Below are 12019 nucleotides of genomic sequence, written 5' to 3'. Positions count from 1 at the left end.
GTATATAATATCGATTTTTGACATTTTGTCAAATGAACTTGCTATATTGTCAACACTAGTACATTATACTTTTATCTTTTAAAGCCATATGCTTGTATAATTATTGCTATTTATTATTAAAAAAGGTGCAAATTAAATGAATATGATTGACTTTAGCTTTTGATGACTATAAGCGAAGGATAAACATTTCTTGAGCAATTTTACACACTTGTTCGGAAAGTTGAGATTAAAAAATGCCTTAGTTCTTATTATTAAAGAACTAAGGCTGCATGTCTTAAATCTATATAAAATGGAGGGATGACTCCCAGCATACGGGCATAGAGCACAAGTTGTCCTTTATGATGAGCCTCATGACCGATTAACTTGATGGAGTACTTCTATACCCGGTTCCGTAATTTTAAAAAGTTCAATCGTTGCGTCATTCTGTAAATCTTCGTCTGTATAAGCTAGTAATTTTTGCTCATGCTCCTTTGTTAGCTACTTTAAAAGTTCGCTCGCTTCAGTAATTGTTTCGGGAACTGGCGGAACAATCATGTCGCGTCCGTCCATTGCAGCAAAGAAAAAATCAGGTGTCCAAGCCAGATGATGTACCAGTTCCCTAACGGTCATGCCTTCCTCCCAAGGACGCCATGAACTAGATGGATCTGGAAGAACTTAGACTAATTCCAGTAAAGCGTTACGATGCATTTTCCATCGTTTTAAGATTTGTTGATTTGAGTTTGACCTAACATAACCTCCTGCTTTAATGTAGGTTTTCAATCAACCTAATACATAGCAATGTAGGCTATCTTTTTTTATTGACTAAATAACCTGAAATTACTTTCTTTTCAAGAATAGGTGTTTCCTTACAAAGATTAAATTATTATGATTACCCAAATTGTTTGTAGTAAATTTCCTAATTCTTCCATTTTACCTCTATTTTGTTTACCTCATATGATAGTATTTCTAACGCTTCTTCATCAGTCTAGTTTCTCGTCACCATCCTTTTTTAATCAAACGATTAATTAAATGTTGCCAAATCCACCGATTATAAAAATATAGATCCTTACATGCTTTTATTTATCGTCTTAAAAAAGAGAATCTAGTTCCTCCGCTTTTTACTGTTTGTTAAAAATACACTAAAACAGTTTTAGATCCTTGAATAACAGCAGGTAATTTGAGGACCATGTAGAAATTAATACATGTGTTATAGTCTTAGACTTTATGGGTCGTATAGTTGTAGTTAATTGAATCATTAAGGGGGGAGTTAATGTGTTAATTAAGCCCAAGACATTGCAGCCTGGTGATTTAGTTGCAACAGTAAGTCCTTCTTGGGGAGGGGCTGGTGAACCAGAACTTAGATGGCGATATGAACAAGGTGTAAAGAGACTAGGAGAAGTTTTTGGATTGAACGTTACCCCAATGCCGAATAGTTTGAAAGGGGGAGACTATCTTTATAAAAATCCACAAGCTCGTGCGGAAGATTTGATGATGGCATTTAAAGATGAAAGTATTAAAGGAATCATTGCCAATATAGGTGGAGAAGATAGTATTCGCTTACTTCCTTATATTGAGTTTGATGTAATACGTGACAACCCTAAAATTTTTATGGGGTACTCTGATGTGACTGTTTCACATTTATTTTGTCACAAAGCAGGAATTTCTTCTTTTTATGGTCCAGCCATTTTAACCGATTTTGCTGAAAATGTTGAGATGGATCCATATACGATTGAAATGGTGAATCGAACGCTCTTTTCAAATGAGGTTATTGGTAAAATTCAACCTGCTAAAAAATGGACGAGCGAGCGTTTAGATTGGATAGAATCAAACAAGAATCAACGGCGTTCTATGCAACAGAACACTGGATATGAACTAATTCAAGGATCAGGTATCGTACAAGGACGTTTGATTGGAGGTTGTATTGAAGTTCTAGAGTTCGTAAAAGGAACGAAACTATGGCCTGATAAAAAATATTGGGAGAATAGCATTCTTTTCTTCGAAACCTCTGAAGAAAAGCCAGAACCAAATCTTATTAAATACTGGCTACGAAATTATGCTGTACAAGGCATTCTACAAAAAGCGAATGGAATCATTTTTGGTAAACCACTAGATGAGAAGTTTTACGACGAATATAAAGAAGAAATTCGAAAAGTCATGAAAGAATTTGATTTGGAGGATTTGCCAATTCTTTATAACTTGAATTTTGGTCATACCGAACCGAAATTTATTTTGCCATATGGCGCAAAAGCAGAAATTAATTGTGATAAAAAGACTTTCACGATTCTAGAAAGTGGAGTGGAATAATCTTAAAAAGGCAAAGGGGTAAATTGATATTATTTGCTTAATTTCCCCTATACTTTTTGAGTGGAAGTAATAATATTATCTTCTTTCCTGTAATAACGAAAAGCCAAATTTCTCAATCCACTGTTGATTAATGTGGCTCTTTTATATTAACTCATAGTGCGAAATAACTCCTAAAGTGACACGGTGCTGCCGAAAATGAATCCAATTACGCCTTTCACGGGAGTTTGCTGATTTTAGTCAGGAGCTTTAACGGCATAATTTTTTACACCCGCAAAAGCTCGTCCCCCTTTGCTATGAACGATACCCTGTCTGATAAAGTGCTTCTCTAACTACTTATAAAAAAAAACCTACCAAATAGTTTCATATCAACTATTTAGTAGGTTCATATTGTTAAAGGCTTCTTCACTCATTACTTTGTTCCAGTAGAGCCATGTCCACCGCGGTTTTGATCCCCTAGTCTATCGACTTCAACTAGTTCAACTTCAGGCATTTTTTTAACAACTCTGAACTGACAAATACGATCGTTCCTGTCAATTACCGTATCTCTTAATGCATATGCAGGGAAAAACCATTGATCCTGATCCCCCTTATAAGACTCGTCAATGACGCCCATCGAATTCGTTTGAATGATACCGAAATTTTTGAAAGTGCTTGAACGGGGTACCACATGTGCTTCATACCCTTCAGGCAGTTCCATTGCGATACCTAGTGGGATTAATTTGAATTCATCTTTCTTCATACTAATGGTCTCAGCTGCACGTAAATCCAACCAGTCCCCTTGCACAATTTTATTTATTCTTACTAAGTTTTCATCAAAATATTTTATCTTAATTTTCAATTGTACAGACATCAGTTCGCTCCTTGCTTCTATAAAAACAAATAGATATAGATTTCAAAAATACCCAATCTATACATTTTTAATAGTTGTAATCTGATTCTCTCATATCCTCAACAACCGATAATAAATAACCATTTCCTACAGTGGAGAAGAAATCATGATTTGTTGTTCCCGTAGATAAACCATTAATGACAATCGGATTAACATCATCTGCTGTATCCGGAAATAGTGGTGACAAGCCTAGGTTCATCAATGCTTTATTCGCGTTATAGCGTAAGAAAACTTTTACATCCTCTGTCCAGCCTACTTCATCATATAATGATTCCGTGTATTTGACTTCGTTTTCATACAGCTTATATAGCAATGAATACGTCCATGATTTGAGTGCTTCTTTTTCTGAATCAGATAATTGTTCAAATCCTACCTTAAATTTATAGCCAATATAAGCTCCATGGGCGGATTCATCCCTGATAATCAGTTTGATGACTTCTGCCACGTTTATTAATTTGGCTCTTCCTAAGTAGTATAATGGCGTGTAAAAACCAGAATAAAACAAAAATGATTCTAAGAATACACTGGCTACTTTTTTTTCTAGAGGATTGCCATTCTTATATATTTCATCAATGATCTGTGCTTTCTTTTGGAGCAAATCGTTTTCCCGTGCCCACCTAAATATATCTTCAATTTCTCTTTTAGTATTTAATGTACTAAAAATAGAAGAATAGCTTCTGGCATGCTCGGATTCCATGAATTGGATATTGTTTAATACCGCTAATTCATGCTGTGTTTTAGCATCCTTTCTCAATGCCTCAATCCCATTTTCTGATTGAAGAGTGTCCAACATGGTGAGGCCGCCAAATACTTTTTCCACTAGACGCTTCTCATTGTCAGGAAGTTTTGTCCAATCCGATTTATCTTTTGAGACAGGCATACGTGTGGACAGCCAAAATTGTTCCGTTAGCTTCTCATACGTTATTTTATCTAACATGTCCTCAATATTGTTCCAATTTATAGCCTCATAAAGATTCCGTTCTGTCGTCATTCTGGTCCTCCTTAAATACTGCACGATTCACAAAAGTTAGCACCAACTTCATTCTCATCATCTGTATATGTCCTAATATAATAAACAGATTTAATTCCTTGTTTCCATGCATAATTTCGCAATATATTTAAATCTCTTGTTGTTTTCTTCACTGGATGATCACTATCCAGTTTCCATTCATACATACCATAAGGTAATTCAGATCTCATGAACAAAGTCATGCTTAAACCTTGATCTACGTGTTTTTGTGCGGTAGCGTAGGTGTCAATAATTTTTCGTTGATCAAGATCATATGCAGATTCATAGTAAGGAATGGTTTCACTTGATAAATATGGTGCAGGATAATAGACTTTACCCCGCTTACCTTCTGTCCGCTCCTCAATTCTCTGCGTAATGGGGTGAATGGATGCCGTTGCTTCATTCACGTATGAAATGGACCCAGTAGGTGCAGTAGCAAGCCTGTATGCATTATAGATTCCATATTTCATGACCGACTCTTTTAATTGCTTCCAGTCCTTATGACGCGGAATAAAAATATCTTTAAATAATTCTTTCACTATTTCATGCTTAAATTCAAAATCCGCTTCATTCAAATACATATTGAAGTATTCACCCGTTGCATATTTTGAATGCTCAAAATTATAAAAGGTTTTTCCGGTTTCTATTGAAATCTGATTGCTTTCAACTAAAGTCCAGTAGTTTAATAGCATGAAGTAAATATCGGTGAATTCCAAAGCTTCCGGTGACCCATAATGAATTTTATTTTTAGCTAAAAATCCATGTAAGTTCATAGCTCCTAGACCTACGGAATGGTACATATCGTTACCATTTTTAACAGAAGGTACCACATCAATATCAGAATGATCCGTTACAAAGGTTAGAGCACGGAGCATGGTTCTAACTGATTTTCCAAAGTCAGGTGAAGACATTAAATTCGTGACATTGGTGGAACCTAGATTACAGCTTACATCGTTTCCTAATACTTCATAGGTTTGGTCATTGTTAATAGCGGAATTTTTTTGCACTTGAAATATTTCTGTACAAAGATTTGACATAATCACTGTTCCCTCTATCGGGTTCGCTCGATTAACGGTATCAATATTAATGATATATGGATAACCACTTTCATTCTGCAGGTTACTAATTTCAGTTTCTAAATCTCTTGCTTTTATTTTTGATTTACGGATGCTGGGGTTTTCAACCATGTTGTCATATTCTTTTGTAATGTCCACATAGGAAAATGCTTTCCCATATACTCTTTCTACATCATGAGGAGAAAATAGATACATATAATCATTTTTCTTGATTAATTCATAAAATTTGTCTGGCACAATCAAGCCAAGCGATAAGGTTTTAATTCGCAGTTTCTCATCGGCATTTTCTTTACGGACGGATAAGAAGTCGACGATGTCTGGATGAAATATATTGAGGTATACGACACCAGCTCCATCCCTTGCTCCACCTTGATTGGCATAGGAGAATGCATCCTCAAACATCTTCATAACCGGTACTACACCATCGGCTAGTCCATCAACCCCTCTAATGGGGTCATTATTCGCCCGAAGGTTGGATAAGCTAATTCCGACTCCCCCGCCTATTTTGGAAAGCTGCAAGGCTGAATTGATGCTTCTGCCAATCGAATTCATGTCATCTGAAACTGTCAGCAAGAAACAGGAGACCATTTCTCCAGCCCTTTTTTTACCAACATTTAAAAAAGTAGGGGTCGCAGGCTGATAACGCTGATGGATTAATTCATCTGCTAAGTCCAAAGCCAGCTGCTGATTGCCATCAGCCAAAGCAAGTGCATTAAAAGCTAAGCGGTCTTCATATCTTTCTAAGTACCTTTTACCATCATCTGTTTTCATTGCATATTGAGAATAGAATTTATAGGCACCCATAAAGGAGCGAAAGCGGAATTTTTTATTATAAATCGTCTTGAATACTTTCTTTACAAATTTCCGGTCATATTTATTTAAAAAGCTTTCTTTGATATAGTCATTTTCAATTAGATAATCCAACTTTTCATCTAATGAATGAAAAAACACAGTATTCGGATTAACATGTTCTAAAAAGTAGGCTTTAACCGCTGCTTTATCTTTGTCTAGTTGAATTTTTCCTTCCTTGGGTAAATTCAATAGATTGTTTAGAGTAAAATACGTATCCTCTTTTACTTTTTTACTCAATTCAGGTGATTGCAAATTGCTCCACTTCCTTCTTAAAATTAATGACGTCTTCATTTGTTCCGCTAAATTCAAATGTAAATAATAATGGCTTATTATATATTTTTGATAATTCTTTGGCGTTGAAGCAGTACTTATCATCAAAATTCAAATTACCACTGCCAACAAAGCCTTTTAAGTAGGTTACGTTATTTTTATAATTGATAAATGAACAAATGGTTTCTGATATATCGTCATCGTAGGATGGTACCATAACAATAAAGGATTCATTTACCTCCAATAGAGGATTGGTGTAATTTATTTCAAGTGATTCCATTTCTGTTCTTTTAACAAAGCTCCTTACATTTCCGGTTAAGGAAAGAAAGACGATTAGCATTTCATTACCAATGCTTTTAATTTATCTGGCTGGAATCCTGAAAATGGTTCTCGTCCCTCAACGACTACAACGGGCATCTGACGCAAATTAAGAGTGTTAACCACGTAATCAAATGCCTGCTCGTCTTCTTCTACATTGAATACTTGAAACTCGATCCCTTCGCCATTTAGCACCATTTTTGTCATGTCACATTGGGGACACCCGTTTTTTGTATACACTGCTACTTTCGACATATAAAATACCACCATTCTATACTTTTTTCAGTTATATTATCTGATTATAGCAATTTAATAAAAGAAATTCACCCATTCTGACATTGTTAAATCATTGAGAAAATTCTCCTTATGTTCAGAAGGGGAACTCTAGCAAATATTTCTTTTGAGAATCACTATAATGGAAATACATCCTTTTAAAGGATGGCCACTTTTTAAATATCGGTTGAGCTGAGGATTCTATCAACAAGATTTTTTTATAAGGCATATTTTCACAATCAGAACTTGTAGTGCTTTTTAGCCCTTAGAGAGCTGGGACTCGTACAACTTTAATAGAATGGTTACAGGGCTGTTTAAAGTTAATATGAATTCGACTAGTCCAATGAAAGGGGAACTTTTACTTAATACCTGGATTGACGTTTTCTTTACCAATTTGGGAGCGCGGACCATCTAAAACAAAGGTTATTATCATATAGGGATCTGTAGTGGTAATCGAATTAAAGCATAATAAAAAAGCATGAACTCTTTGCAATACCGAATTCATGCCTAAGCAATAACCTGTTCAACTATAATAAGAGTTTCTATGTATCCTTTAGGATTTCTCCGCAGTCATTTCCTGGTCATATTACTCTATAAGATTCAACGTGTTACATGTTTAAAGACGTGCCTCATGACAAACGCATAAATAATTACAGTTGCACCTACAAAAGCAAACGTCATACATAACACCTTCCTTAGTACCGTAATTTAATGAGAATGATTTTCATTGTTAATTAAATAATAACACAGACAACACTCATTTTCAATACCATTACGTAACCGATTTGTAGGAATTGGGGGAGGTTCTGCCTTTGGTTTATCAAGGATGTTTTTTGGCTTACAAACAAAGAATATACAGCAGGATGTAGAATGATCCGGTTTGGCTCAATCAATTAGATACCTACTTGTCGCTATAGGACCAACTCTCTTTAAATACTTGCATGATCTAACGAATTGCTGGACTATTCACTTCTCATTTTAGATGGCGCATTAGTCTTGCTGTTTATTTTTGGGCTAGTGCCGCTAGAAACAAATATATGGGTGTTCAACAAAAAAATAAACCTATTATTATACATTGAGTTAAAAATGCTAACTCAATCACTTAAATTGTTCAATAAACATTCATTGGAAAACCTTGCGATTTATGATATAAAATATAGGTAAGACAAATGTCACTAAAGCATTTTTTATCGGAGGAAATCGAGATGGGATATATCATTGCATTAACTGCCGTAGGTGTAGTATCAACTATTTTAGTTGCTGGATTTATGGTGAAGGTTGTTATGAATAAAGAATATTAAGATTGTAATCAAATGTCTTTAAAAGTGTTTTTGGACACTTTTCTTATGATGGGAAAATTTATGTAATTAGTTTATCGTAAATAATCTAAAGTAAAACTCGTCACAAGTGAAATGCACCCCAATTTTAGACACCAATCTAACATTTGGAGGTGCTTTTCTTATGGCTATATTTACAGACATAGAATACCTCAGTTCAAAACAAGAAAAAATTACCAAACAAAATAAAACGAAAGTAGTCTATGAACAAGGACAGAATTTCTGGTAAGCGCACTTCTTCAACTCGCAAATATCCTACGCAGTATGCCCTTTGACGAAACGCCCATAATATCAGACACTACGGACTAGTATGCTGTTAGCGCCAGGGGCTAGTTCAATCAATCGCTTACTCTTATTTTTAAAAGTATAGTACCTGCCGAAGTCTATTCACAAACTGCATCCCTTTACAATTATTTCAGCTTTTCCAGTTGCATTAAAGTTGGAGCCAGATTTACTAAGAAATAGGACTCGTGAAGCCGTCTAAAAGAGGGACTTTCCTTAAGAGGTGCACTGCCGCCCGGGAGTAACATATCGCCGTATACGGCTTTGAAGGTGATATAAACGACTTCTAATCTGATTAAAAGCAGTTCTTTTCCTGCCTGGGCTAAATCGGACAAGCTAGCATCGCAATAGATTCGTTTTCTAATTTTCTCTTTATCCGGTTCCAATGCCTCTGGCTGCACTTTAAATACTGCAATTCCGGCGTCTTACAGAAGCTAAATTAGTTGCCTCCATTCAAATTAGATACGCTTGGCAAGGTGCCAGTAATATTGTATCCACCTTCCGTCGGAACCGCTTTTAAGCGAATGGGATCCAATCCTGCATAAAACTTCAATCCGTTCGATAAGCCAGTATCTGCAAGAATTTTTCCTGAGGCAATGGCAGCATCGTTTGTTTAATAAAGGAATTATTGCTTAATCTTAAAGTGGCTATGACTGCAAAGTGGCACCAAAGCAAAAAGGCGGAGGTCATGCAGTGCTTGGCTGCCTGTTCAATCAAACCTACCTCCCGCGGTCTGACCAGTTCTTCAGTCAGCATGGAGGCATCAAGCAGCCCCGCTTTCCCAATCTCTCTTAAAAATGAGACAGGTAATATCCGTCCGTATCAATCTCTTCAACAAATGGGATGAATTGTTTCTTTAGAATTCCATTTTCTCTCAATCTTTTGTTTCCAAAACCTCACACTCCCGTCAGTTGCATTTTCCTTCTGTTATCTTAGAAAAATAAAAAGGGTAATTCCAATAAGCGCAATGACTCCCACTGCACCATAGATCAGGGAAAGACGGACAATGTTTCCTTTTGAAGCTTGACTATAGTTCTCATCGGTAAACCTCGTCAGTACCAGTGTGCCAATTAGTGAGCTAATCGCAATCAAGCCGATAAAGAAAAAAGTTATTTTCATACATCCCTTTATTCCCTTCGATCAGAATTTGTAATGTCTTTTTTACAGTAAATCTTTATTTTTATTATAAAAAACCCATATTGATAATGAAAAAACAATAAACGGGATCACTATACAAATTGCTACACCTAAAGCATTCATAGACTTCCATTCTCCTTTTAATCAGGTTGTTTTTGAATAAATTGCTACAACCACGTCATTCTTTTATCTTTATGGCAGCTTTTTATCCATATACAAAAGCTGGCGCACTTAGCCTGCCTAAAAGATTGCGAAATGTACTAGACTAAAAAACATAAATCCGCCGCTAAAGGGTTCATGATTCAACTATAAGATGTTTCGGACTATTAGGCACCATCCAATCGGACTTTACTTTCCTCATCCAATTCACTATAATAACTTACATTTAGAAAGGATGTGGAAGCAGAATGGACTGGAAGCCAGACAGAAAAGCAAAGAAAGCAGTGTACAGGCAAATTGCGGATTATATTGAACGTGGAATAGCTTTGGGGGAATTTTTGCCAGACAGCATGCTTCCATCTGAACGTAGATTGGCAGAAGATCTTGGGGTCAACCGAAGTACGGTAGTTGCAGCATATGAAGAATTGGCAGCGGCTGGAGTGGTGACCAGGAAAAAGGGTAGCGGCACACAGGTAAGCTCTGATATTTGGGGGATGTCCCATAAACGTATCCCAAATTGGGGGAGATATATAGAGTATGGCTCCTTTCTTCCCAATTTACCTCTTGTGCAAAAGATTCGGAATGAAACGCAGGAACACGATATGATCAATCTTTCTAGTGGAGAACTTTCCCCTGGATTATTTCCATCTATCGAATTTCGGTCCATTCTTGCCGAAATGCCCATTAAGGCACCATTGGGATATGATCATCCGCAAGGGAATCTGGAACTCCGGAAGACGATTACAACGCACATTAAAGAAACTAAGCAAATCGATACAGAACCGTATTCCATTCTTATTACATCTGGAGCACAACAGGCACTCCATTTAGTTATACAGTGTCTGCTGAAACCTGGGGATGCAGTCGCGATTGAAGATCCTTCCTATTGCTACTCATTGCCTATATTTCAGTCTGCTGGTCTTAAAACTTTTTTGTTGCCGGTTGACGATAACGGCATGAATCCAGAAGATATACGGAGCCTTCATAAAAAACACCGAATTAAAATGGTCTTTACAAATCCAACTTACCAAAATCCCACTGGCACCGTTATGTCTCTTACCAGAAGGAAACAACTGCTTGAGCTCTCTTCAGAACTGGGGCTGCCCATAATAGAGGACGATCCATACAGCCTGACATCCTTTGACTGGACCTTCATTCCTACTTTAAAATCCATGGATGTCAATGGTACCGTCCTTTATATCAGTTCGTTGTCTAAAATTGTTGCGTCCGGCTTGCGAATCGGATGGATTATCGGACCGAAAAGAGTGATTGAAAGATTAGCAGATGCCAAGCAGCAGGTGGATTTTGGACATAGCATCTTTCCCCAATGGATAGCCCACCACTTTTTACAATCGAGCCAATTTCAGCAACATATTACAATGCTTCAGTTGGAGTTAAAAAAACGACGTGATGTCATTGTGACGAGCCTTCGAGATACTCTTGGAAACCGTGTCAGTTATGATTCTCCAGAAGGCGGCATTCACTTGTGGTGTTGGATAAACGAAGAAGTAGTCAGTCCAACTCATTTATTAGAAGAATCTTTTAAAAGAGGATTGGCATTTTTGCCGGGAAGCGTCATGGGCACACAAAAGAATTATGTACGATTTACCTTTGGGAGGGGAGAAACCAGCGAAATCGAAAAAGGGATTGCACGCTTTGCGGATGCTTTAAACTCTTTATTAGATAGTTAAGCTATTTGTGTGCTTTTGTGTCCTGTCAGTACGTGAGGTTTCTACACCGAGTTAATGCACTCAAGTATGTGAAGAATTGCATTTAAACAAACGAGGTAAATGCAAAAAAGAATATGGATGATTAAGGTTAAACAAAATTAAAATGACACTCAAGGCATTTAGGTAAGGTTTGTTATGCCAACGTTGTATATAGCTTATAATAAGTTCCTATTCTTTTTATAAAAAACCAATATTGCCGTTTTTATTTTATTTTTTTAAAACTGATGAGTAAGCTATAGATTTTTTAAGGTTTTTGCTTTTTATTCTATTGAAGATTCGGAACAAAGTTCACTTAAAATTGATTAGTAGCGGTATCTAGACAATTGATTATAAAATATCACATAGTGAACAAAACTTGGAAATAATCCAAATGAATATGATAATCTCGATGGCAATGAATATAT

General features: G+C 36.3%; 13 protein-coding genes. 3 read left to right on the top strand and 10 right to left on the bottom strand.

Annotation, left to right across the window (positions count from 1 at the left end):
* Positions 1–251: 251 nt before the first annotated feature.
* Positions 252–359, bottom strand: coding sequence for a DinB family protein (locus A5N88_RS25975; RefSeq protein ID WP_232317663.1), 108 nt, complete (start codon positions 357–359; stop codon positions 252–254).
* A gap of 118 nt (positions 360–477) precedes the next feature.
* Positions 478–609 carry a hypothetical protein gene (locus A5N88_RS26245; protein WP_260525580.1) on the bottom strand — a complete coding sequence of 44 codons (132 nt, stop codon included), beginning with the start codon at positions 607–609 and terminating at the stop codon, positions 478–480.
* A gap of 642 nt (positions 610–1251) precedes the next feature.
* Between A5N88_RS26245 and A5N88_RS22990 the strand changes: the two genes are divergently transcribed.
* Complete coding sequence (locus tag A5N88_RS22990) at positions 1252–2283, top strand: S66 family peptidase (protein ID WP_066271180.1); 1032 nt, start codon at positions 1252–1254, stop codon at positions 2281–2283.
* Between the two features lie 409 nt (positions 2284–2692).
* On the opposite strand, the gene A5N88_RS22985 is transcribed toward A5N88_RS22990, so the two are convergent.
* The 5 genes from A5N88_RS22985 to A5N88_RS22965 form a co-directional block, all read right to left on the bottom strand.
* A complete protein-coding gene (locus tag A5N88_RS22985) occupies positions 2693–3121 on the bottom strand; it encodes a dUTP diphosphatase (protein ID WP_157090837.1) in 429 nt (142 codons plus the stop codon).
* Between the two features lie 79 nt (positions 3122–3200).
* Positions 3201–4163 (bottom strand): class 1b ribonucleoside-diphosphate reductase subunit beta, encoded by a 963-nt coding sequence (nrdF, locus tag A5N88_RS22980; RefSeq protein ID WP_066271175.1) that lies wholly within the window; start codon positions 4161–4163, stop codon positions 3201–3203.
* 11 nt (positions 4164–4174) lie between these two features.
* Complete coding sequence (gene nrdE, locus A5N88_RS22975) at positions 4175–6361, bottom strand: class 1b ribonucleoside-diphosphate reductase subunit alpha (RefSeq protein ID WP_367593436.1); 2187 nt, start codon at positions 6359–6361, stop codon at positions 4175–4177.
* Positions 6348–6719 (bottom strand): class Ib ribonucleoside-diphosphate reductase assembly flavoprotein NrdI, encoded by a 372-nt coding sequence (nrdI, locus tag A5N88_RS22970; protein WP_066271168.1) that lies wholly within the window; start codon positions 6717–6719, stop codon positions 6348–6350. The genes nrdE and nrdI overlap by 14 nt, the downstream gene beginning before the upstream one ends.
* Positions 6713–6952, bottom strand: coding sequence for a glutaredoxin domain-containing protein (locus tag A5N88_RS22965; RefSeq protein WP_066271163.1), 240 nt, complete (start codon positions 6950–6952; stop codon positions 6713–6715). Before A5N88_RS22965 ends, nrdI begins: the two co-directional genes overlap by 7 nt.
* Positions 6953–8139: 1187 nt before the next feature.
* Between A5N88_RS22965 and A5N88_RS26240 the strand changes: the two genes are divergently transcribed.
* Positions 8140–8271, top strand: coding sequence for a hypothetical protein (locus A5N88_RS26240; RefSeq protein WP_260525579.1), 132 nt, complete (start codon positions 8140–8142; stop codon positions 8269–8271).
* 446 nt (positions 8272–8717) lie between these two features.
* On the opposite strand, the gene A5N88_RS22960 is transcribed toward A5N88_RS26240, so the two are convergent.
* From A5N88_RS22960 to A5N88_RS22955, 3 genes are all read right to left on the bottom strand, one after another.
* The gene (locus A5N88_RS22960) at positions 8718–8990 is read right to left on the bottom strand and encodes a hypothetical protein (RefSeq protein ID WP_066271160.1); all 273 of its coding nucleotides are present in this window, start codon (positions 8988–8990) and stop codon (positions 8718–8720) included.
* 148 nt (positions 8991–9138) lie between these two features.
* A complete protein-coding gene (locus A5N88_RS25315) occupies positions 9139–9306 on the bottom strand; it encodes a hypothetical protein (protein ID WP_157090822.1) in 168 nt (55 codons plus the stop codon).
* A gap of 210 nt (positions 9307–9516) precedes the next feature.
* On the bottom strand, positions 9517–9708 hold the full coding sequence (locus A5N88_RS22955) for a hypothetical protein (protein WP_066271157.1): 192 nt from the start codon (positions 9706–9708) through the stop codon (positions 9517–9519).
* A 425-nt stretch (positions 9709–10133) separates the two neighbouring features.
* Between A5N88_RS22955 and pdxR the strand changes: the two genes are divergently transcribed.
* Entirely contained in the window at positions 10134–11576 is a 1443-nt protein-coding gene (pdxR, locus tag A5N88_RS22950; protein WP_066271156.1) for a MocR-like pyridoxine biosynthesis transcription factor PdxR, read from the top strand.
* Positions 11577–12019 lie beyond the last annotated feature (443 nt).

The sequence above is a fragment of the Heyndrickxia acidicola genome (assembly GCF_001636425.1).
In the GTDB taxonomy this organism is placed as follows: Bacteria; Bacillota; Bacilli; order Bacillales; family Bacillaceae_C; genus Bacillus_AE; species Bacillus_AE acidicola.
This window is presented reverse-complemented; position numbering and strand designations above follow the sequence as displayed.